Origin of the sequence: Nocardia brasiliensis IFM 10847, from assembly GCF_000710915.1 — a bacterium.
Taxonomy (GTDB): Bacteria; Actinomycetota; Actinomycetes; order Mycobacteriales; family Mycobacteriaceae; genus Nocardia; species Nocardia brasiliensis_A.
On the sequence record NZ_BAUA01000098.1, the window covers coordinates 3,512 to 29,669 of the forward strand.

Below are 26,158 nucleotides of genomic sequence, written 5' to 3' on the forward strand. Positions count from 1 at the left end.
TCACGACTCCTTCGCTCGGAGTAGTTCGTTCAGGATCGGGCCGATCGCACCGGCGGCTCGCGGGTTCATCATTCCGGTGTGCCATTCGTCGATCGGTATCTCCTGGATGTGCCCGGTGATGTGCCCACGCCAGGTTTCCGCGATCTGGTCGCGGTACGACTCGCGGGCGGCGACGAAGAGCACGGCGTCGCCGTCGAAGTACCCGGGTGTGTGCGGCACCGGAGCCATGAAGCTCTCCGTTACCCGCTGCACCTGTTGCGTGGTCAGGATGCCTTCGCTGCTGAGTCGCTCCGCGAGTAGCGGGAACAGTTTTTCGGGATCATCGATCTGCTGCTCGTCGGTCATGCCGAGGAAATCCCGCCAGCCGCGCAGGAATTCGGTCAGCGCCCGGCGGCTCTGCACGTCGTCGGGCTCGGACGCGGGTGGCAGCTCGAGGTTCTCCGCGATACCGGTATCGACGAGGACGAGCAGGCCGACCGGGTGACCCAGCTCTTGCAACCGCGCCGCCATGGCGTGCGCGATCTTGCCGCCCAGCGACCAGCCGAGCAGATGGAACGTGGTGTCGGGGAAGGACTTCAAGAGCTCGTCGACGTAACGCTCGGCGTACGCCGTCACTGATTCCAGCCGCGCACCGTCCTCGACGATGTAGGGATCCTGTAATCCGTACACGGGCCGTTCCGGATCAAGGTGCCCGGCGAGTGCGCCGTACACCCACGCGAGGCCGCCGCCCGGATGGACGCAGAACAACGGGGCGCCACGGCCCGCCGACCGCAGCGGCGTCAGCACGCCGAGCGAGACGCCCAGCTCCGATTGCGGGTGCGCCAGGTATCGCGCGAGGGAGGCGGGTGTCGAGTCGGCGAAGATCAGCCGATAGGGAACGGCGATCCCGGTGCGCGAACGCAGCCGAGAGACCAACTGCATGGCGACCACCGAAGTACCGCCCAGGGTGAAGAAGTCGTCGTCGGCGCCCACCCGCGGCACGCCGAGCACCTCGGCGAACACCGCGACCACGATCTCCTCGAGCGGCGTCGAGGGGGCTCGATACGGTGCGACCACCCACTCCGGTGCGGGCAGGGCAGCCCGGTCCACCTTCCCATTCGCGGTGAACGGCAACGCATCCAGCACGGTGACGGTGTCGGGGACCATGTACGACGGCAGCCGTTGCGCCGCGGCCTGCCGGATCGTCGCCGCGTCGAGGTCGCGCCGATCCGCGACGACGACATAGGCCGCCAAGCGCGCATCGCCGCTTTCACCGGTATGGACGGTGACCACCGCGTACCGTACCTCGGCCAATCCGGCGAGCGCACTTTCGATTTCGCCGAGTTCGAGGCGCTGACCGCGGATCTTGACCTGACCGTCGGCGCGACCCACGAACAGCAATACCGCGTCGTCCGCGCCGACGGCGTGCCACCGCACCAGATCTCCGGTCCGGTACATCAGCGAACCTGCCGCCCCGAACGGGTCGGCCACAAAGGATGTCGCGGACAACCCAGCCCGGTTCAGATATCCGCGTGCCACACCGGGACCGGCCGCGTACAGCTCACCGATCGCGCCCGGCGGCACCGGCCGCAGCGACGAATCCAGCACCGTCAACCGCACGCCCGGGATCGGGCCGCCCAGCGACACCGGATCACCGATCGCCAACTGCGCGCCCGCGATCCAGATGGTGGCCTCGGTCGGCCCGTACAGGTTGAAGACCTCGCGGACACCGGCGGCATCCGTCCCCGACCACCGCCGCACCAACTCCGGCGGGCAGGCTTCGGCACCGGTCAGCAGCACCCGCAGGTCGTCGAGCCCGCCCGGATCGACCGAGAGGCCGACCGCGGGCGACAGGAAGGCGTGCGTGACGCGCTCGGCCCGCATGAGTTGCGCCAGCGGTTCTCCCGCGAAGGCCTCGGCCGGGGCGATCACCAGTGCGGCACCGGCCGGCACCGCCAGCAGCATTTCCAGCATCGCCGCGTCGAAAGTGCGCGCGGCAACGGCCAATACCCGGGCCTCAGGGTCGACCTGGAACCTCGAACTCTGCACCGCCGCGACGGCCGCCAGTCCCGCGTGGGTTACGGCCACGCCCTTCGGCGTGCCGGTCGAGCCCGAGGTGTAGACGACGTACGCCGTGTCGAGCAGCCGTACCGGTGCTCCCCTGTCGAGATCGCTGACCGGTGCGGCACTGCACCGGGACACGTCGAGTCGGTCCGGATCGATCATCCGCGCGTCGGCATCGCCCCACTCGCGCACATCCGCGGTGGAACCGATTGCTTGCGCGATGTTTTCATCGCTACCGAGAATTATCGTCGGAGCGCAATCGGTGAGGATGACGCGATTGCGTTCGGCCGGATGCGTGGGATCGATCGTTACGAACGCGGCACCGGTCTTGGCGACAGCCCACACCGCGCGCAACCACGCCGCCGAACGCGCAACCACCAGCGCGACCACGGTTTCCGGGCCCGCTCCGGCATCGATCAGGACTCGCGCACATCGGTTCGACCAGTCGTCCAGCTCGCGGTACGTCCATTCGGCCCCGCCGTCGACGACCGCGACCCGTTCCGCGTGCTCGACGGCGGCTCGACCGAGAATCTCGGTCAGCGTGACCGGCTCGGGTCCTGGTTCACCGGCACCCCACACCGACAGCAACTTTCGCTCACTCGCGTCGAGCACCTCGAGCTCGCGCAACCGCACCGCGGGATCGGCGACCGCCGCGTCGATGATTCGCCGCAAGCGCCGCCCCATTGCGGCGATCGTCCGCTGATCGAAAAGGTCTCGGGCATAGCTCATCCCGATCAGCAGGCCACCCGCCGCGTCCGGGGTATCGGACACGGTGACGGTGAGGTCGAAGCGTTCCACCTCGACACCGAGATCCATCGGCGTGCACCGGATCCCGGGCAGTGGCGCGCCGGTCAGCTCGAGGTCGAGGTGCTGGGACGCCAGCATCACCTGGAACAGCGGGTGATGCGACTGCGCCCGTGGCGGATCGACCGCCTCCACTACTCGCTCGAAGGGGATGTCCGCGTGTGCGAACGCCGCCAGATCGACGCGGCGGCACTGATCCAGCAGATCGCCGAACGAGGCGGACGCATCGACCTGAGTGCGCAGTACCAGCGTGTTGACGAACATGCCGACCAAGTCGTCCAACGCGGCGGCACCTCGCCCCGCAACCGGCGTGCCGATCGCGATGTCACCGCTGCCCGACAGCCGCGACAGCAACGCCGCCAACGCCGCGTGCACCACCATGAACGCCGTCGCGTGCCGCGCCCGCGCGACCCGGTGCAGACCGGCCACCGTATCGGCCGCCACCGCAAACGAATACGTGCCACCGCGCTGCGAGGCCACGGCGGGCCGGGGCCGGTCGGCAGGCAGCTCCAGCCGATCCGGCAAGCCCGCCAGTTGCTCGGTCCAATACGCGAGCTGGCGACCCGAGACACTCGCCGGGTCGGACTCGGATCCCAGCATTTCCCGCTGCCACAGCGTGTAATCCGCGTACTGCACCGGCAGCGGGCCCGCCCACGCCGGTTCCCGGCCCGCCCGGCGCGCCGCGTACGCCAGCGACAGATCCTGTGCCAACGGCGCCAGGGACCAGCCGTCCGCCGCAATGTGATGCAGCACGAGCACGAGCACGTGCTCATCGGAACCGCTGTCCAGCAAAGTAACCCGCAACGGGAACGCACTCGCCAGCTCGAAACCGCGCCGCACCAGCGGCAGTACGGCGTTCTCCAGTTCGGCGGAGTCGACGGCCCGTACCTCGACCGTCGGTGCGGCCTCGGCCACCGGCACGATCCGCTGGTACGGATTCCCGTCCCGGTCCGGGAAGACCGTGCGCAAGGTTTCGTGACGGGCCACGAGATCGCCGAGCGCGGCGACCATCGCCGGGACGTCCAGCGCGCCGGTCAAGCGCAGGACGAGCGGAATGTTGTAGGCCGGTGAGTCCGGTTCCAGCCGGTTGATGAACCACATCCGCCACTGCGCGAACGACAACGGCAGATACTCGGGCCGTTCGCGCACCAGCAACCGGGACCGTGTCGGGTCCGCGCCGCCGGTCGAGCGCTCGCCGAGTAGCCGAGCCAGACCGGCCACAGTCGGCGTATCGAACACGTCCCGCACGCTCACCTCGGTGCCGGCCAGCGCGCCGACCCTTGCCGCCACCCGGGTCGCCGACAACGAATGCCCGCCCAGCGCGAAGAAGTCGTCGTCGGCACCGACCCGGTCGATGCCCAACACCTCGGCGTAGACCGCGATCACGAGTTCCTCGAGCGGCGTGGCGGCGGCCCGATACGGCACGACCGACCAGTCCGGGGCGGGCAGCGCGCGCCGGTCCAGCTTGCCGGTCGAGGTCAGCGGCAGTTCATCCAGCACCGCGACGGAGTCGGGCACCATGTACGACGGCAACCGCTGCGCGACCGACCGCCGGACCGCGTCGGGATCGGGCACGTGCCCGGATGCCGCGGTGACGTAGGCGGCCAAGCGCATAGCGCCACCGACAGCGTCGCCGCCGGTGGTGTGCGGGACGACCACCGCATGCTGCACTTCGGCCAATCCGGCCAGCACGCTTTCGATTTCGCCGAGTTCGAGTCGCTGCGCCCGGATCTTCACCTGACGATCGCAGCGGCCGGCGAACATCAACGCTCGCTGTCCACCCGAGTGCACCCACCGCACCAGGTCGCCGGTGCGGTACATCCGAGATCCGGGCGGCCCGAAGGGGTCCGCGACGAACGACGCCGCGGTCAACGCCCTCCGCTCGAGGTATCCGCGCGCCACACCTGGTCCAGCCGTGTACAACTCCCCCACGACACCCGGCGGCACCGGACGCAGATACCCGTCCAGCACCATGACCTGGGCGCCGACGATCGGCCCGCCCAGCGACACCGGTTCGCCCGCACGCAATTCGGCCGCGGTGACCCAGATCGTGGCCTCGCTAGGGCCGTACAGGTTGTGCAGCGCACGACTACCGGCGGCGTCGGTACCGGACCATTGCCGCACCAGCGCGGGCGGACACGCTTCGCCGGCGACCATCAGTACCTGTAAACCGTTGAGCCGCTCGGCGTCCAACGTGGCGGCCACGCCCGGCGTCAGGCACGCATGCGTGACGCCTTCGGCATCGATGAATTCCGTGAGCGAGTCACCGGCGAAGACGTCACCCGCGGCGACGACCAGGGTCGCGCCGACCGAGACCACCGACATCAATTCGAAGACCGCCGCATCGAAAGTGCGTGCGGCCACCGCCAATACCCGCGAGTCCGCGCCGAGATCGAACCGCTGGCGCTGCGCGGTCGCGACGGCGGCCAGACCGGCGTGGGTGATGGCGACGCCCTTCGGCGTACCGGTCGTCCCGGAGGTGTACACGACATAGGCGTTGTTTCCGGGCCGCACCGCAGCGTGCCGGTCATTGTCGACCAACGGTGCGTCGCGGTACCCACCGAGAGCGAGCCGCTCCGGATCGAGCACCGCGACGCCGGCCCGACGCAATTCCGCGATGTCCAATCCGGCGGCGTCACCGGCGGACTCCCCGTCTACGAGCACAACCGTCGCGCCGACATCGTCGAGGACGAACCGGTTGCGCTCGCACAGTTGCGCAGGATCGATGGACACGAAGGCAGCACCGGTCTTCACGACCGCCCACACCGCCCGCACCCAGGCCGCTGAGCGCGCGAGCGCGATCGCCACCACCGTTTCCGGACCGGCGCCCTGGTCGATCAGCGCCCGTGCGCAGCGGTTCGACCACCGATCCAGCTCCCGATAGGTCAGGCGATCGCGCGCGTCCACCACCGCGAGGTGATCAGGGAATTCGGCGGCCACCGCCGCGAGCATCTCGTCCAGCGTGCGCGCGACAGGTCCGGGTCCGCCATCGCCCCACTCCCGCAACGACTCCTGTTCCCGCGCATCGAGCACAGCCGAATCGCGCAAGACACCCGTGGGATCGGCGACGACCGCACGCAGAATCGACTCCAGCCGCCGCGCCATGTCCGCGACCGTCGACCGGTCGAACAGATCCGTCGCGTAACCGACGGTGATCGGGACGGCACCGCTCGCGTCCGGAATGTCGGCGACGGTGATGGACAGATCGAACCGTTCGACGCCGGCCTCGAGGTGCACGGGTGTGACCGCGACGCCCGGCAGCTGGGCCGACGCGGGATCCAGGTCGAGATTCTGGAACGCCAGCATCACCTGGAACAGCGGATGATGGGCCTGGGAGCGGGGCAGGTCGACGGCCTCCACCACGCGTTCGAACGGAATATCCGCATTGGCGAACGCCTCGAGATCCACCCGCCGCACGTGATCGAGCAGGTCCGCGAACGAGTCGGCCTCGTCGATCCGCGTCCGCAGCACCAGTGTGTTGACGAACATGCCGACCACTTCGTCCAGGGCCGCCGCACCCCGCCCCGCGATCGGCGTACCGACCACGATGTCGGCGGAGCCGGACAATCGCGACAGCAACAGCGCCAGCGCCGCATGGCACACCATGAACACTGTCGTCTCGCGGGCCTGCGCCAATTCGCCGATCCGGGCGAAGAGTTCGGCGTCCAGCGCGAAGGAATGGCTGCCGCCCGCCTGCGAAGCGACCATCGGCCGGGGCCGATCCGCAGGCAGGTCCAGCCGTTCCGGCGCATCCGCCAAATGCGCCGTCCAGTAGTCGATCTGGCGCGCCATCGCAGACCCGGGGTCGGTCTCCGCCCCCAGCATCTCGCGCTGCCAGAGGGTGTAGTCCGCGTACTGGACCGGCAACGGAACCCATTCAGGTGCCCGCCCGGTTCGCCGCGCCGCGTAGGCGGTGGACAGGTCGCGCGCCAGCGGCGCGATCGACCACCCGTCAGCGGCGATGTGATGGATCGCCAGCGCCAGCACGTACTCACCGCGACCGCTGTCCAGCAGCGTGACCCGCAACGGCAGCTCGTGGGACAGGTCGAACCCCTGGCGCAACGACTCGGCGATCGCGCCGGCGAGCTGGGCCGAATCCACCTGCCGCACTTCGACGGGCACTGCCGCCTGTGCGGCGGACAGCACCTGCTGGAACGGCGTCCCTTCGTCGTCCGGGTACACCGTGCGCAGGCTCTCGTGCCGCCCCACCACATCACCGACCGCCGCGGCCAGGGCCGCCGTATCCAGATCACCGGTCAGCCGCAGCACCAGCGGGATGGTGTATCCCGCTGCCGCGCCTTGGAATCGGTTGATGAACCACATCCGCAGCTGCGCGAACGACAGCGGCACCCGGTCGGGTCGTGCCCGGGCGACGAGTTCCGGCTGCGCCGCACCACGGGCCGCGGCATCCAGCACCCGCGCCAGCCGCGCCGGCGTCGGCGCCTCGAACACCTCGCGCACACCGATCCGGGCATCGACCGTCGCGGACAGGCGCGACGTCACGCGCATCGCCGACAGCGAATGCCCGCCGAGCGCGAAGAAGTCGTCGTCCGCACCCACTCGGTCCACGCCGAGCAGCTCGGCGAACAGGTCCGCTACCAATTGTTCGGTCGGGGTCGCCGGCGCGCGGTACCCCCGGGTGCCCTGCTCGGGCTCCGGCAGGGCCGCGCGATCCACTTTCCCGCTCACCGTGAGCGGCAGCTCGGTCAGCACCACGCACGCGTCGGGCACCATGTGCGCGGGCAATCGCTGTCCGGCGGCGGCCAGCACCCGGTCCGGGTCGAGCGCCGCGCCGACGAGATAGCCGACGAGCCGGTCGGATTCGGCACGGTGCAGCACGACGGCTCGGCGCACGCCGGCCTGCGCCGCGAGCACGGCCTCGATCTCGCCCAGCTCGATGCGTTGCCCCCGCACCTTGACCTGGAAATCATTGCGTCCGAGGAACTCCAGGTCACCCTGCGCGGTCCAGCACACCAGGTCGCCGGTCCGGTACAGGCGAGACCCATTGCGGTCGAACGGATTCGCGACGAAGGCGGCGGCCGTCAGCGACGGCCGGTCCAGATAGCCTCTCGCCTGCTGGACGCCGCCGAGATACAGCTCACCACGCACCCCGGCCGGCACCGGCCGCAACAACGCGTCCAGCACGACCGCCTCGACACCGCGAATCGGCCGGCCGAGTGTCACCGGCGCATCGGGGGCCATCGGCTCGCTGATGGTTGTGACGATGACCGTCTCGGTCGGTCCGTACGCGACGTACAGTTGCCGGCCCGGCGCCCAGCTCGCGACCAGTTCCTCCGGCACCCGTTCACCACCGGTGATCAGTACCCGCAGCGACCCCAACCCGGCGGGCGACATGGTCGCCAGCACGCTCGTGGTGACGAAGGCGTGTGAAACCTGCTGCCGGGCGATGATTTCCGCGAGCTGCGCACCGCCGAAGACGTCCGGTGGCGACACCACCAACGCGGCCCCGTTCGGATGCGCCATCAGCAGTTCCATCATGACCGCGTCGAAACCCGGCGCAGAGACCGCCAGCACCCGCGCGTTCGCGTCCACGCGGTACCGCGTGCGCTGCTCGGCGGCGAAGTTCGCCAAGCCGTCGTGGCTGACCACAACACCTTTCGGCGTGCCAGTGGACCCTGAGGTGTAGATCACGTAAGCGGCATGACCGGACCGGAGCGGGCGGACCCGGTCCGCATCGGTCACGGCAGCCGGGGAGTATTCGGCTAGGCGCGCAGGCAGGTCCGGCGCGTCGAGCAGCAACCGATCGAGTGTCTCCGGCACCGTGCCCACCGTGCTCGCTACCGACAGTGCGAGGCGCACATCGGCATCCGCGGTCATGCCCGCGACCCGGTCCAATGGATGACGCGGATCGATCGGCACGAAGGCCGCACCGGCCTTGGTCACGGCCCACAGTCCGATGAGGAATTCGGTCCCCCGCGGCATCGCCAACGCGATCGCGTCGCCCGGCCCGAGACCGCGTCCGATCAGCAACCGTGCCAGCTGGTTCGAACGGCTGTCCAGCGCGCCGAAGCTCAACGTCGTCGCATCCGATACCACCGCGGGTGCGGCGGGATCGATCGCGGCGCCCGCACCGAGCAGCTCCGCCAGCACCCGCGCCGGCTCTCCCGGACGACCGCGCACGGGTACCAGCCGCGCCCGCTCGGCCGGGGTCAACAGGTCGATCGACGCCGCCGAGACCGAGGCGTCGGCGGTGATCGCGGCCAGCACGCGCGCGAGCCGGTCGGCACAAGCCTCAACCTGCGCCCGCTCGAAAACCCCGGGACGGTACTGCAATTGCGCCCGGAACGGTTGTCCCTTGACCACCACCAGCGCGAGCGGATAGTGCGCGGCGTCGTTCGACCGCAACTGCTCCACGCGCATGCCGTCGATCGCCGCGGCCTGTGCCGCGAGCGCGGCCTCGTCGACGGGGTAGGACTCGAACACCAGGACCGTGTCGAACAGCGCCGAGACCCCCAGTGCGGCATGGATATCGGTCAGGCCGACCTGATGGTGCCCGAGCAGCTCCGACTGTTCCGCCTGCACCCGATGCAACAGCGCGGCGAAGGGTTCGCCCGGGTAGTAGCGGACCCGCACGGGGATGGTGTTGATGAACAAGCCGACCGCGGACTCGATGCCGGGCAGCTCCGCGGGGCGCCCGGACACCGTCGTGCCGAACACGACGTCGGCACGACCGGCCAGGCAGCCCAGCACAATCGCCCACGCCACCTGGAACACGGTGTTCACCGTCACGCCGGCCGACGACGCCGCGGCAAGCAGCTGTTCTGTGCGCTGCTCGTCCAATGCGACCGGGACAGAGCCCATTCGAGCCGATATCTCCTGCGCGGCGGTGTGCGGGGCGAGCAGCGTCGCCTCGGCGCCGTCGAGCGCGTCTCGCCAGACCTGAAGCGACGCTTGCCGATCCTGGCGGCCCAGCCAGTCGAGATAGGAGCGATACGCCCCCGCCGGTTCCGCGCGCACGGCCGCGCTCGGCTCCGCGTAGACCGCCAGCAGGGTGCGCAGCAGCGTCGGCATCGACCAGCCGTCGAACAGCACGTGATGGTAGGAGAGCAACAGCGTGTACCGGTCCTCGGCCAGCGCGACCAGGGTGCAGCGCAGCAGCGGCGCGTTCTCGAGATCGAACGGCTCGGCCTTGTCCCGGTCGAGCACGGCGGCCAGGGCGGACTCGGCCGCCGCGCCTGTCATCGCGCGCAGGTCGACCTCGCGCCACGGCATCGGCACGTCGTCGGCGACGAGCTGCACGCCCGCACCCGCGGCGTCGGCGCCGAAGGCCACCCGGAGATTCGGATACTGCCGCAGCAGGAACCCGGCCGCGTGCCGCAGTCGTGCCGCGTCGACGCGTCCGGACAGGGTGATCGCGAGCTGAACCGCGTACACGTCGATCGCCGACTCGGCCAGCTGAGCGTGGAACAGCAGGCCGGTCTGCAACGGCGACAACGGCCACACGTCGACCAGGCTCGGGTACCGCGCCTCCCAGGCCGCGATATCGGATTGGGTCACCCGCACCAGCGGGAAATCCGACGGAGTGTGGCCACCGGCGTGCGGCCGATCCAGCCGGGAGACGACGGCATGCAGGGCCTCGACCCACAAGTGGGCCAGCGCATCGACTTCCGCCGCGTCGAGCACGGCCTCGCGATAACCGAAGGTGGCCGACAAACGGCCCTCGGTCACGACCGCCGTGATGTCGACCGTCGCCGTCGACATGGCGTGCAGATCCGCGTCGGCGAGCGGAGCACCGAGTTCGTCGGTGACGGCGAAGCCGGAAGCCCCTGTGCCGCTGGAGGGTCCGTAAGGCGACAGCTGTCCGAGGTAGTTGAAGGCGATCTGCGCCGGCAACTCGGCAGGCAGTGCCCCCGCGGTTTCCGGGTTGAGATAGCGCAGCAGCCCGTAGCCGATGCCGTGGTCCGGGATCGCGCGCAGCTGCTCTTTGGTGCTCTTGACCGCCGTCTCGATGGCGGGCCCGCCGGCATAGGCCGCTTCGAGATCGATTCCCGCCAGATCGATCCGGACCGGATAGACGGTCGTGAACCAACCGACCGTCGCGGTCAGGTCCGCACCCGCGACCACCTGTTCTTCGCGGCCGTGTCCCTCCAACCGCAACAGGGTCGACCGCTCGGCGACGCCCCGACCGGACCGCCAGCGTGTCACGGCCAGTGCCAGTGCGGCGACCAGCGCGTCCTGAACGTCGCCGTGGAAGGCGGCGGGCACCCGGGTCAGCAACGCCTCGGTGATGTCGGACCCGACCTGCACTCGCCGAACGCGCACCGCGCCCGCGGGTGCGGCCGCACCGGATCCGAGCAGCGGATCCGGACCTTCGACGATCCGTTGCCACAGCGGCAGTTCCGCAACCCGCCGCGGCAAGCGCGCCGCCTCGGCCGAACCATGGGCCCAACGCCGCATCGACGTGCCCACCGGCGGCATCGACACCGCAGTACCGGCACGGTACTGCTGCCATGCCGACATCAGGTCCGGCAGCAGGATGCGCCAGGAGACGCCGTCGACCACAAGGTGATGGGCGACGACGATCAGCTGTCCGGGCTGCGTCGCACCCGCGGTCGTAACCCAAAGCACCTGCAAAACAACACCATTGGCCGGATCCAACCGCGAGAGCGCGGACCGCACCGCCGCCTGCACGAGCTGATTGCGGCGCTGCGCGTCGCCGTCCGGGATGACGACCGGATGCACCAGCGACGCCACGTCCACCGCACCGCTCGGCCGGGCCTCGAGCTGCCAGTCTCGGCCGTCGTGCCACAGCCGGGCTCGCAGCATGTCGTGCCGGTCGAGCACCGCCGCCACGATCGTCACCAGCCCGGCCCGGTCCAGTTCGGCCGGCGCGGTGAGCACCACGGTCTGGTTGAACCGCCGGAAATCGCCGTGCTCCACCATCCACCGGACGATCGGAGTCAGCGGCAGCGCACCGAGACCGCCGCCGGGCAACTCGGCGAGTGTCGCGGCGGGCTCGACGGAGGTGGCCACCCGCGCCAGCCCGGCAACCGTCCGGGCCTCGAAGACCTGCTTGGGGGTGAACACCACCCCGCGGTCCTTCGCCCGCGCCACGAGTTGGATCGAGACGATGCTGTCGCCGCCCAGGGCGAAGAAGTCGTCGTCGGCGCCCACCCGCGCTACGCCGAGGACCTGGGCGAATACCGCGGCCACGATTTCTTCGGCAGCGGTCGCGGGAGCCCGGTAAGTCGTGGTGGCCCAACGCGGTTCCGGCAGTGCGCGCCGATCGACCTTCCCGCTCGTGGTCAGCGGCAGTTCGGCCAGCACGGTGACGACGTCGGGCACCATGTACGACGGGAGTTTGTGCGCCGCGGCCGCACGCAGGGCGGTCGGATCAGGCAGACGCCCTGTCGCGGGGGTGACGTAAGCGGCCAGCCGCGCGGTTCCACCGTGCTCGCTCTGGGTGACCACGGCACGTTCGACTTCATCGAATCCGGCCAGCACGGTTTCGATTTCGCCGAGTTCCAGACGCTGCCCGCGCAGCTTGATCTGATTATCGGCGCGACCGACGACGATCAAGACCCCGCCTTCGGCGCCATTCGGCAACCACCGCACCAGATCTCCGGTGCGGTACATCCGCGATCCGGTCGGGCCGAACGGATCCGCCACGAACGCCGCGGACGTCGCGCCGACCCGGTCGAGATATCCGCGGGCGATGCCGGGCCCGGCGACGTACAGTTCACCGACCACGCCCGGCGGCACCAGGTTCAGCCAGGCGTCGAGAACCGCTACGCGGAAACCTGGAATCGGACCGCCCACCGAAACCTGGTCACCGGCGCTCAATTCCGCACCGGACACCCACACCGTGGCCTCGCTGGGCCCGTACAGGTTGTGCACGCTGCGAACGCCCGCGGCATCGGTGCGCGACCAGCGTTGCACCAGCGCGGGCGGGCAGGCTTCGGCTCCGGTCAACAGGACTCGAAGATCGTCCAGTCCCGCCGTTTCGATCGAGAGGGCGACCATCGGCGACAGGAAGCAGTGGGTGATGCGTTGCGCGCGCAGCAATGCCGCCAACGGTGGCCCTGCGACGACGTCGTCGGGTGCGACGACCAACGCAGCGCCGGCCGGTATCGCGAGCAGCAATTCGAAGATCGCCGCGTCGAAAGTGCGCGCGGCGACGGCCAATACCCGGGAGTTCGTCGTGATCCGATGGTCTCGATGCGTAGCCGCCACGATCGCGGACAACCCCGCGTGGGTGACCGCCACGCCTTTCGGCATGCCCGTCGAACCCGAGGTGTAGACGACGTACGCGGTGTTGTCCGGCCGCACCGGGGCGCGCCGATCCTCGTCACGAATCGGGGTGGCGGGTCGTGCCGACAGGTCCAACCGGTCGAGATCGAGCACGACGGTCCCGGGCATTTCCCACTCCCCGGTTGTCACCGTGGGACTTTCGCCCCTCGTGAGCACCACCGCCGCCGCGCAGTCGGCCAGGATGGCGCGATTGCGCTCCCGCGGCTGCGCCGGATCGAGCGAGACGAAGGCGGCGCCCGTTCGCACGACCGCCCACACCGCCCGCATCCAGTCCGCCGAACGCGGGATGGCTATGGCCACCACGGTTTCCGGGCCGGCGCCGTAATCGATCAGCGTCCGTGCGCACCGGTTCGACCACTCGTCGAGATCCCGGTACGTCCATTCCCGTTCCGCGTCCACGACCGCCGGGCGCGCCGGGAATTCCTCCGCGGCGCGCGCGAGCACACCGGGCAACGTATCCGACGCAGCACAGGTGCCGCCATCGGCCCACTGGCGCAAAAGCATTCGCTCGGCGGATGCGAGCAGGTCCAGGCCGCGCAGCGCGGCCGTCGGATCGGCTGCCACCGCACGCATGGTGCGCTGGAAGCGACGCGCGAAGGCGGCGATGGTCGAGTGATCGAACAGGTCCAGCGCGTACCCGATGGTGATCGGTACCCCGCCCGCCACGTCACCGGTTGTGCCGGAGGGGAAGTCGGCGACCGTGATGGTGAGATCGAACCGTTCGACCCCGATGTCGAGACTCGACAGCGGCTCGACGTCGAGCCCGGGCAATCGCGCCAGGGCCGGGTCCAGGTCGAGGTTCTGGAAGGCCAGCATCACCTGGAACAACGGGTGATGTGCCTGACTGCGGGGCGGGTCGAGGGCCTCGACGACGCGCTCGAACGGGATGTCGGCGTGCGCGAACGCGTCCAAGTCCACCTGCCGGCACTGGTCGAGCAGGTCGGTGAACGAACCCGCCTGATCGACCCGGGTACGCAGGACGAGGGTGTTGACGAACATGCCGACCAACCCGTCCAGCGCGGATGCGCCACGGCCCGCGATCGGCGTCCCCACCGCCACGTCGGCGCTGCCCGACAGGCGCGCCAACAGCACTGCCAGCGCGGCGTGCACCACCATGAACACCGTCACCTGATGGGCGCGCGCCACCGCCGCCAGTCCGGCTACCGTCGCGGCGTCGAGGGTGTACGAATAGCTACCGCCGCGTTGCGAGGCGACGACCGGCCGTGGCCGATCGGCGGGCAATGCCAACCGCTCCGGCAGGCCCGCCAAATGCGCTGTCCAGTAAGCGAGTTGGCGTGCGGCCAGGCTGTCCGGGTCGGATTCCGCACCGAGCGACGCACGTTGCCACAGCGTGTAGTCGGCGTACTGCACCGGCAATGGCGGGAATTCGGGTGCCCGCCCGGCGCGGCGCGCGGTGTACGCCAGCGACAGGTCGCGCACGAGCGGCGCGATCGACCATCCGTCGGCGATGATGTGATGCAGCACCACGATCAGCATGTGATCGTCGGACGCGCTGCGCAGCAGCGTGATTCGCCAGGGTGGTCGTGCGGATACGTCGAAGCCCTGGCGCACGATGCTCGTGATGCGCTCGGACAGCCCGAGCGGATCGACTGTCTCCGTAAGCAATCCCGCGGCACCCTCGAACGGCAGAATCTGCTGACACGGTATGCCCTGTTCGTCGGGGAACACCGTGCGCAGGCTCTCGTGCCGGGCCACCACATCGCCGACCGCGGCAGACAGCGCCGCTGCGTCCAGCTGCCCGCGCAGCCGCAACACCATCGCGACGTTGTACGCGGGCGAATCCGGTTCGAATCGGTTGATGAACCACATCCGAGACTGTGCGAACGACAACGGTATTCGGGCAGGCCGGTCCCCCGGCAGCAACACCGGGCCCGGTTGCGCCGCGCCCGCGGCGGAGCGGGCAGCCAGAACTGCGGCCAGCCGGGCAGCGGTCGGCGCGTCGAACACGTCACGCACTTCGACTGTCAGGTCCGTCGCCGCCGCCACCCGGGCCGCGACGCGCGTCGCCGAGAGCGAATGACCGCCCAACGCGAAGAAGTCGTCCTCGGCGCCGACGCGGTCGGCGCCGAGCACTTCCGCGAAGACCGCGACGACGATTTCCTCGGTCGGCGTCGAGGGGGCGCGATAGGACGAGGTGACCAGCTGCGGCGCGGGCAGTGCACGGCGGTCTACCTTGCCGTTGGGCGTCAGGGGGAACTCGTCCAGCACCACGATGGCCGCGGGCACCATGAACTCCGGCAGGCGATCCGCGCTGAATTCCCGGATCCCCGCGACCAGGTCGGTGATCCCCGGATCGTTGACGTAGGTAGTCGACGCGGCCAACGGCCCGGTGCTCGAATAGAGCTCGTCGAGCACCGTGGCCTCGTCGGCACCGTGCATCAGCACCGCGTCCATCCGGCCGGCCACCTGGGCCCAGGTGACGGCAGCCGTGTATCCCGATTCCGCGGCGAGCGTGCGGATCTCGTGCGGCAGCACGCCGATGGTGGCGCCGTCCACGTCCAGATCGGCGACCAGCTCGTGCTCGGCCGCGCCGTCGAGCACGCGCGTGATCGCGTCGTCCACCGCGGTACCGGCTTGCGGTATGCCGACGAGTCGCACACTCGCGGGACGCTCGGCCACCAGATACGCGCGCAGCGCCGCCAGGTCGCCGAAATCGGACCAGGCCCGCTGCGGCACCTCGGCGACCGACCGCACCTGTGCCGGGGATTTGCGCAGGACCACGTCGTAGCGATATCGCGTCAGCTCGTTGTCGACCGGCGCGTACTTCAATTCGATATCCACCGCGGCCACCGCGGGGATCCGGTCCCGCAATGCGAGGAAGAACTCCGGGGCCACCAGCAATTCCTGTTCGGCAAGCAGCGCGCGCCGCGCCCGCTCGCGCACGGCCGCCACCGTGTCCGCGGCATCGCTACGGGCCAGCTGGGTGCCGGTCGCGAATTGCCGCAACAGCGTCAGATTGCGGATATCGCCGAGGAACAACGCCCCACCGGGCACCAGCAAACCCATGGCCTTTTCGATCACGTCGATCAGGTACGCGGCGTTCGGGAAATACTGCGCGACCGAATTCACCACCACCACGTCGAATCGGTCCACCGGGAGGTCCGCGACGTCGTCGGCGGACTGCACCCGCAAGCGCACCCGATCCGCCCATTCGACCGCCGATTCGGCCAGCCGCGCGCGAAGGTTGCCGATGGTCGCCGCCGAGAAATCGGTGCACCAGTATTCCTCGCACTGTGCCGCCAACCGTGACATCAGCAAACCCGACCCGACGCCGATTTCCAGCACGCGCACCGGTCGCAGGCCGAGAATCCGGGCCACGACCGCGTCCCGCCATTCCCGCATCTGCGCCACGGGAATCGGCTGCCCGGTGTAGCTGCTGTTCCAGCCGCCGAAATCCGCGTCCAACGCCAGCGGTTCGGCCACCGCGTTCGCGGTGTCGAGGTAGCTTTCCTTGCCTGCGTACAGATTGTCGTAGACCTGTCGCCAATGGTCGATCAGCTCGGCAGCCCGCTCGTCGTTGTCGGAGACCGCCGTTTCACGCTCCAGCACGACATAGGCGACCAATTGTTTGTCGACGGTGTCTTCGGCTGGGGCGGAAGCGATCTCGCGCGCGATCACCACCGCGCGTGCGACCGCCGGGTGGGCCGCCAAGGCCGCCTCGACCTCGCCGGGTTCGATCCGGTACCCGCGCACCTTCACCTGGTCGTCGGCGCGGCCCGCGAACTCGAGTACCCCGCGGCGGGTCCACCGCACCACATCGCCGGTGCGATACATCCGCTCGGCGGCGCCGAACGGGCACGCCACGAACCGCTGCGCGGTCAACCCGAGCCGGCCCGCGTACCCTCGCGCCAATTGTGTTCCGGCGACATACAATTCGCCCGCCACGCCGACCGGGACCGGACGCAGTCGCGAATCGAGAATGTACACCCGCACATTCGGCACCGGAGCACCGATCGGTACGCGCTCATCGGCGCTCCAACGGTGCGCAGCACGGATTTCGTGGGTCGACACGCACACCGTGTTCTCGGTCGGCCCGTACGCGTTGGCGATGTCGACGCCCGGCCAGCGCTCCCGGAATCGCGCTACCGCGGCCGGACTCAGCGCATCGCCGCCGGTGACGACCTGACGCACCGGACCGGCGTCGAGTTCGGCTCCCGCGGTCGCGAGCAGTTCGAACAGCGCCGTGGTCACGAACATCGTCGTGACGCGAAGGCGCCCGACCGTGCGCATCAGCGCGGGGAGATCGAGCCGGTCGGGCGGCGCGATGACGATCGTCGAACCGGCCAGCAACGCGGGCCACAACTCGTACGCAGACGCGTCGAACGCCATCGACGAGTGCAACAGCACCCGCTCGCCCGGACCGCCGGGCCAGCCGTACAGCGCCATGTTCACGACTGCCCGATGCTCGACCACCACGCCCTTCGGCCGGCCAGTCGACCCCGACGTGTAGATCACGTACGCACCGTCACCGGGCGACGACGAGGGCAGCACGGCCGTGGCCCCGGCTGCCGCGCCCATATCGTCCACGCACAACGACGCGCGCCCACGCAACGGCAGCGCCGCCGCACCGGCAACGGTCGTCACCACGAGCACCGGATCGGCATCGTCGAAGATGAACTCGAGCCGGTCAGTCGGATACTCGGCATCGATCGGCAGATACGTGCCCCCGGCCGCCACCACGGCCAGTACCGCGGTCACCAGGTCCACCGACCGCGGCAGGGCCACGGCCACCACCGAGCCACGCCGTACGCCCCGGGCGACCAGTAGCCGCGCCAAACCGTCGACCCGCATCGCCAACTCGCGATACGTGAGGTCGCCGTCCATATGGGCGACAGCGACCGCGTCCGGCGCGGCCGCGACGTGTCGAGCGAACAGCTTCGGCAGCGACATGTCCTGGGGCAGCGGCGCTGCGGTGTCGTTCCAGACCCGCAGCACCTGCTCGCGTTCCTCGGGCGCGAGGATATCCAGCTGTCCCAAGCGCGTCCCGGGATCGGCGGTGACGATGTGCAACAACCGCAGGAAGCGCGCGGCGAGCTCGGCCACGGTGCTGCGATCGAAGAGATCGGTGGCGTACTCGATCCGGCCCGCCAACGACGGAACAGAGGCGTTGTCAACGGAATTCATCCGTTCCACCACGTCGACGTGCAGGTCGAACTTCGCGGTTCCGGTGATCGCCGGCACGATCTCGACGGCCAGCTCGGGCAGCCGCAGCTCGGGCAAGAGGTTGTTCTGCAACGCGAAAGACACCTGGAACAGCGAGTGATGCGCCGGCGAGCGCGTCGGCTGCAGCAGCTCGACCAGCCGCTCGAAGGGCGCGTCCTGATTCTCGTAGGCGGTCAATGCCTTTCGACGGACCTGGTCGAGTACCTGCGCGAAGGCGGGGTCGCCGGACAGATCCACCCGCAGCACCCAGGTGTTGACGAAGAAGCCGATCAGATCGTGCGTCGCCTCGTGCGTGCGCCCGGCCACCGGGCCGCCGATGCAGATGTCCTCGCCCGCCCCGACCTGTGACAGCAACACCGCAAGGGTCGTCTGCAGCAGCATCGACACCGTCACCTGACGATCGTTGGCGAACCGGTACAGCCGCTCGCACAACGCGGCATCGAAGGCGAATTCGAGTACGTCGCCACGGTTGGTGGCGATCGGCGGGCGCGGGCGATCGGCGGGCAGCGTGATCGGCTGGGGAACATCCGCCAGTTCGCGCTCCCAGTAATGGAATTGGGTCGCCAGCACGCTGCCCGGATCCGACTCGTCGCCCAACGCCGCACGCTGCCACAGTGTGAAGTCCGCGTATTGCACCGGCAGGGGTGCCCACTCCGGTGCCCGCCCCTGCCTGCGAGCGGTGTACGCGGCGGTCAGGTCCCGCACGAACGGTGCGATCGACCAACCGTCCGCGGCGATATGGTGCAGTACCAGCACCAGGACGTGGTCATCGAAACCGGTGCGCAACAGCGATACTCGCAACGGAGTCGTGGTAGAGACGTCGAAGCCGCGCCGTACGAGACGCTGCACGGCCTCATCGAGGCCGTCCGGCTCGACGGTGATCGCGTCGATGTGCGCCCCGTCCATACCTGTCGGCAGGACCTGCTGGAACGGCACTCCGTCCTCGTCCGGGAAGATCGTGCGCAGGCTCTCGTGCCGGGTCACGACGTCCGTCAACGCCGCAGAAAGCGCGTCCTGATCCAGCGGCCCGCGCAGCCGCAGGACCATCGGAATGTTGTACGCCGGTGAGTCCGGTTCGAACCGGTTGATGAACCACAGCCGGGATTGGGCATAGGACAACGGCATTCGCTCCGGCCGCGGCCGGGCTTCCAGTGCCGGTCGCGCCGGTCCGGTGCCGGCGCATCGGGCGGCGAGCGCCTGCGCCAACCGAGCCGGGGCGGGGGCCTCGAACACGTCCCGGACACCCACCTCGATCCCGAGTACCGCGGTCAGGCGCGAGGCCACCCGCATCGCCGACAACGAATGCCCGCCCAGCGCGAAGAAGTCGTCGTCGACCCCGATCCGGTCCATGCCGAGCACCTCGGCGAAGGCGGCGACGATGTGCTCTTCGGTCGGCGTCGACGCCGCGCGCTGTGCCGCGGCGGCGAAGACCGGCGCGGGCAACGCGCGTCGATCCACCTTCCCGTTGGGGGTCAACGGCAGTCGGTCCAGGACGACTAGCGCGGAGGGGACCAGGTACTCCGGCAGCCGATCCGCGACGAAGCGCCGCAGCTCGTCCGCGCCGACGTTCTCGCAGCGCGCTCCGGCAGTGCGATCGAGCACGACGTACCCGATGAGCCGCTTGTCCACGCCCGCCGAAACCGCACTGTCCGTGTTGATCTCGCGCGCGATCACCACCGACTGCGACACCGCGGGGTGCGCGGTCAGCGTGTTCTCGACCTCGCCGGGTTCGATCCGGTACCCACGCACCTTGACCTGGTCGTCGGCGCGGGTGACGAATTCCAGCACGCCCGCACGCGTCCACCGCACCACGTCACCGGTCCGGTACATGCGCGCACCGGACCCGAACGGACAGGCGCAGAACCGCTCTGCGGTCAAACCCGCCCGGTTCCGATAGCCGCGCGCCAATTGCACTCCGGCCACGTACAATTCGCCCGCGACACCTACCGGCACCGGCCGCAGCCGCGAATCCAGCACGAACACGCGCATATTCCCGACCGGGCCACCGATCGGGACGCTGCCCCCACCCGCCCACTCCGGTGAATCGGTGATCTCGTAGGTCGAGACGCACACGGTGTTCTCGGTCGGCCCATAGGCGTTGACGACGTCGATGCCGGGCCAGCGGTCCTGGAACCGGGCGACTGCGGTGGGCCGCAGCGCGTCGCCTGCCGTGACCATCCGGCCCACCCGACCGAGTCCTGTTTCCGGCCCCGCGCTCGCCAGCAGCTCGAACAGTGGTGTCGTCACGTACAGCGCGGTCACGTCGTGGCGAGTCACGGTCCGGCTCAGTTCCGCGATGTCCGAACGGCCGGGTGGGGCGATGACGAGCGCCGACCCCGCCAGCAGCGCGGGCCACAACTCGTAGGCCGACGCGTCGAACGCCATCGACGAGTGCAACAAGACCCGGCTACCCGGACCACCGGGCCACCCGTACACCGCCATGTTCACCACACCCCGGTGTTCGACCACCACGCCCTTCGGCCGACCCGTGGAACCCGACGTGTAGATCACGTACGCACCGTCATCCGGCGACAGAACGGGCAATGCCTGCGGCGCAGCAGCTTCCACGTCGTCCACACACAGCAGCGGCCGCTCCCCCAGCGGCAGGCCAGCCGCCACGGCGCCCGTCGTGAGCACGAGCACCGGATCGGCGTCGTCGAAGATGAACTCGAGCCGGTCTGCCGGATACTCGGGATCGATCGGTAGGTACGCACCACCGGCGCACACCACGGCCAACACCGACGTCACCAGTTCCACCGAGCGCGGCACCGCGACCGCCACCACCGAACCCCGGAGCACTCCCCGGCCGGCCAGCACACACGCCAAACCGTCGACCCGCGCGGCCAATTCCGCATAGGTCAGCTCGGCGTCGCCGCAGCACAGTGCGACCGCCGCCGGTGCCGCCGCGACGCGTGCCCGAAACGCCGCCACGATCGTGGTTTCCGTCGCCGTGGAGCCCTCGCGCGCGTTCCACTGCGTCAGCACCTGCTCACGCTCGGCAGCGCCGAGGAGGTCGATATCGGCGATCGCCGTCGTCGGATCCGCGCTCACCGCGCGCAGGACGCGCGTGAAGCGCTCGGCGATGCCGGTCACCGTGCTGCGGTCGAAAAGGTCGGTGGCGTACTCGATCCGGCCGGCCAGCACCGCGGGAGCGCCGGCGGTCCCGGGCAGCTCGAGCAGATCGAAATGCAGATCGTTCTTGGCACTGCCGGTGCCGGAAGCCACGAATTCGGCGGTCAGGTCCGGCAGTTCGAGTACGGGCAGGGCGTCGCTCTGCACCTCCAGCGACACCTGGAACAGCGGGTGATAGGCCGTCGACCGCACGGGGTTGAGCAGTTCCACCAGCCGCTCGAACGGCGCGTCCTGATTCTCGTAGGCGGACAGAGCTTTACGGCGCACCTGGTCGAGCACCTGCGCGAAACAAGGATCGCCGGACAGATCCACCCGCAACACCCAGGTATTGACGAAGAACCCGACCAAGTCCCGCAGCGCGGCATCGGTGCGCCCGGCGACCGGACTGCCGATCGGGACGTCCGTACCCGCGCCGAGCCGCGAGAGCAAAACCGCCAACGCCGCCTGCAAGACCATCGACGCGCTGACCCGATGTTCCCGCGCGAGCCGGTACAGTGCCTCGCGCAAGGGGGCGTCGACGACGAATTCGACTACGTCACCGCGGTTGCTCAGCACGGGTGGGCGCGGCCGGTCGGTGGGCAGCGCCAACGGCTGCGGTGCTCCCGCCAATTCTGCTTCCCAGTAACGACATTGCGCCGTCAGTACACTCTCAGCCGTTGACTCCGCGTGCAGCAGCTCGTGCTGCCACAGGGCGTAATCCGGGTATTGCACCGACAGCGGGGCCCACTCCGGTACACGTCCCGCACGCAGTGCCGCGTATGCCGTGGACAAGTCGCGTACCAGCGGGGCCATCGACAAGCCGTCCGCGGCGATGTGATGCAGCACCAGCACCACGACGTGCTCGGACGGGCCGCACTGCAGCACTGTCGCCCGCAATGGCAGCTCGACGCTCAAGTCGAACCCACGGCGGACTCGCTCCGCCACCACCTCGCGCCACCGTGCCGGATCTGCGGTGACCACCTCGAGTTCCGGTGCGGCCGCCCCGCTCGACAGCACCTCCTGATACGGCACCCCGTCGAAGTCGGGGTAGCGCGTCCGCAACGCTTCGTGGCGCGCGACCACCGCACCGAGCGCCGCGGTCAACGCCGTGGTGTCGAGTGATCCGACCAGACGGAAGACCAGGGGGACGTTGTAGCTCGGCGATCGGGGTTCGAATCGGTTGATGAACCACATGCGCGACTGCGCGAACGACAACGGAATTCGCGCGGGCCGCGCCCGGACGGCGAGCCTGGGCCGCACCGGCCCCGCGCCGGTCTCGCGTTCGCCGAGCAATCGAGCGACGCCGACCGCGGTGGGGGCGTCGAAGATGTCACGCACACCGATCGCCCGGCCGGTCACCTCGGCCAGTTGCGCAGCCACCCGCGTCGCCGAGATCGAATGCCCGCCAAGGGCGAAGAAATCGTCGTCGACACCGACCCGGTCCACGCCGAGCGCCTCGGCGAAGGCCTCGGCGGCGAGCTCTTCGAGGGGCGACGCCGGCGCACGATAGGCCGTGATCGGCCGGCGCGGCGCGGGCAACGCGCGGCGGTCCACCTTTCCGGTCGAGGTCATCGGCAACTCGTCGAGCACCGTGATGGTTTCGGGGATCATGTACGCGGGCAGCCGTCGCGCTATCGCCTGCCGGACCGTGTCCGGATCGACGGCGCAGCCGGGCGCAGCGGTGAGATATGCTGCCAAACTTGCGGTTTCGGTCCCGCCGACCTGTGTGCCGAAGGTCCTGACGATGGCCTGGCGCACCTCGTCCAAGCCGGTCAGTGCGGCTTCGATCTCTCCGAGTTCGAGGCGCTGGCCCCGGATCTTGATCTGGGTATCGGCACGGCCGACGAAAGTCAGTGTGGCAGCGTCCTCTCCACGCCGCTCCCAGCGCACCAGGTCGCCGGTGCGGTACATTCGCGCCCCCGCCGGGCCGTGCGGATCGGCTACGAAGGCCGCAGCGGTCGGGCCGACCCGGCCGAGGTACCCGCGAGCGACCCCGGGGCCGGAGACGTACAACTCCCCTGCCACACCGAACGGCGTGGGCCGCAGCCACTTGTCCAGCACCGCCACCTGGATCCCGGGGATCGGCGAACCCAGGGACACCTCGTCACCCGGGCGCAACGCCGCACTGGTGACCCAGATCGTGGTCTCGCTCGGTCCGTACAGGTTGTACAGGCTTCGCCTGCCGGCGGGATCGCTCGCCGACCACTGCCGCACCAGCGCGGGTGGGCAGGGCTCCCCCGCGACCATGAGCACGCGCAAGCCGTCGAGCCGCCGCGCATCGAGCGTGGCGGCGACAGCTGGAGTCAAACATGCATGGGTCACATCATCGGCACACATCAACTCCGTCAAGGCCGCGCCGGCGAAAGCGTCGGCCGGAGCGACAACCAGCGCCGCCCCGACCGACACCACCGCCAGCAACTCGAACACGGCCGCGTCGAAAGTGCGTGCCGCGACTGCCAATACCCGCGATTCGGGGTCGAGCCGATACTGCGCGCCGAGTGTGCCCGAAACCCCGGACAATCCGGCGTGGGTGACGGCAACGCCTTTCGGCGTGCCCGTAGAGCCCGAGGTGTAGACGATGTAGGCGGTGTTCTCGAGCCGCACCGGAGTGCGCCGGTCGGCCTCGGCGATCGGGGCCGCATCGGACTGCCGCGGTTCGAGCCGGTCGATATCGATCACCCTGGCGCCGTACTCGGCCGATCCACTTGTGTCCGAATCTGTTTCACTGCTGATCAACAGGATAGTGGCGGCGCAATCGGCCAGGATGAACCGATTCCGCTCCACGGGGTGGGCAGGATCGAGCGCCACGAACGCGGCACCGGCCTTGGCGACGGCCCACACCGCCCGCACCCACGCCGCCGAACGGGTGACCGCCACCGCCACCGTGGCCTCCGGGCCGGCACCGCAGTCGATCAACGCCCGGGCACATCGATTCGACCACTCGTCCAGCTCGCGATACGTCCAGGTGCTCGCCACGTCGCGGACGGCGGTGCGCGCCGGATGTGCGGCCGCCGCCCGAGACAGCAGCTGGGGCAGAGTGATCTGCTCCGCGCCCGGGTCACCGGCAGACGATTCCCGCACCAACCGGAGCTCTGCGGGGTCGAGCAGACCCACCGAGCGCACCGCGATCCCGGGATCGGTGATCACGCTCGACAAGAAGCGGTCGAGGAAGCTCAGGAAACGCCGGTGATGGGCGGCGACTTGCGCCCGGCTGTACACGCTGGGGTTGGCGAAGAAGTCGACCCTGGTGCTTTCGCCGCCGACCGCCGGGTAGACGTTCACCGACAGGTCGGAGATCAAACCCGGGCTCAAAACCTGCAGTCGGCCGGTGATCTCGCCAAGGACGATCTTCGTGTCCAAGATCATCAGATCGACCATCGGTCCGGCCGCCTGCGGAAGATGGCGGGCGGCAACCGATTCCGAGTCCTGCAGCATGTCCTCGTGCCGATACCGTTGCGCGCGCAGCACGTCCATCAGGGTGCGCTGTGTCTCCGCGAGAAGCGACCCCATGGTCAGGCCGGGAGTCACGGTGATCCGGAAGGGCACGACGTTCGCGGTCATCCCGCCGGAGCGGCTCATCGACGCCGTGACCCGTGCGGACACCGGCAAACTCAGCACCACGTCGTCGGTGCCGGTCATGCGTGCCAGATACAGCCCGAACGCGGCGAGGACCAGCACGGCCGGGCCGGCCGAGCGCCTCTCGACCGCGGTGCGCAGCGCATCGTCGGTACCGGTGGACAGCACGGCGCTCACCGCGATGGGGTGCGCCTCGGCGAGTGCCACCCGATCGCCGAGGGTGACCGGCTCGGGCAGCTCGGCGACATACTTCGACCAGAACACCCGATCGTCGTCGAAGCGTTGGGAGGCACGGTACTGCTCGTCCGCCGCGACGATCTCGTCCAGCCGCCGAATCGTCTGCGCCCCGGGCTCGGTGCCGTCGACCGCGGCGGTGTAGAGCCGCGCACTGCGCGTGAGGATGTTCAACGCGGCGATGCCGTCCAGCACGATGTGATGTGCACGCAGGTACCACAACCAGCGCCGCTCGGCGACTCGCACCAGCGCCCCGAGCACCACCGGGCCGTGACCGAGATCGATCGGCGTGCGGTAGTCGCTGTGCATCCAATCCAACGCCGCGGCAACGGGATCCGCAGCCGAGGCGTAGTCCAGATACCGGACCGAGCTGTTGGCGACCTCGTCCACCACCTGCCTCGGCTCGCCGTCCACCTCGATCAGCCGCATGCGGCTGACCTCGAACTCGTCGAGCGCCCGCTGGAACGACGCGATCAGCTGCGCGGCGTCGAGTTCGCCCGCGAGTTCCACATACAGCGCGTTCGACAGCGGCGTGGCACCGGCCAACTGCTGCAACAACCGGATGGCCCGCTGCGCCGCGGTCAGCGGATACGTGGTCAGCTCACGGGTATGGACATGCCGGGGTGATTCGTGGTCGAGCATCCCGCCTCCTGAAGATCCGAAGCTCAAAGAGAACGCGCGTGCTGCGCGAGAGTGGCCAGCGATTCGAGCCCCGTGCGCACGGTCGACTCGGCGACACCGAAGTCGATGAGACACGCGATCTCGTCGGCGCCCGCGTGGTGCAGGCTCGCCACCATCGGCAGGGCCGAATCGGGCGTGCCGAACAACCCGCTGGTGCGGTAGTACCGCTCGAAGGCGAAGTCCAGCACCTTGTTTCGGGTCCGATCGTCCAACTCGTCGAGGGCTTGCGCGCCGCGCCGCCACAGGTCGACCG

General features: G+C 69.6%; 1 protein-coding gene and 1 pseudogene. Both read right to left on the reverse strand.

The window, feature by feature from the left end:
- Entirely contained in the window at positions 1 to 25,866 is a 25,866-nt protein-coding gene (locus NBRGI_RS44030; RefSeq protein ID WP_036560140.1) for a non-ribosomal peptide synthase/polyketide synthase, read from the reverse strand.
- 23 nt (positions 25,867 to 25,889) lie between these two features.
- Positions 25,890 to 26,158: pseudogene (locus tag NBRGI_RS20815) on the reverse strand (siderophore biosynthesis protein); the annotation flags it as partial.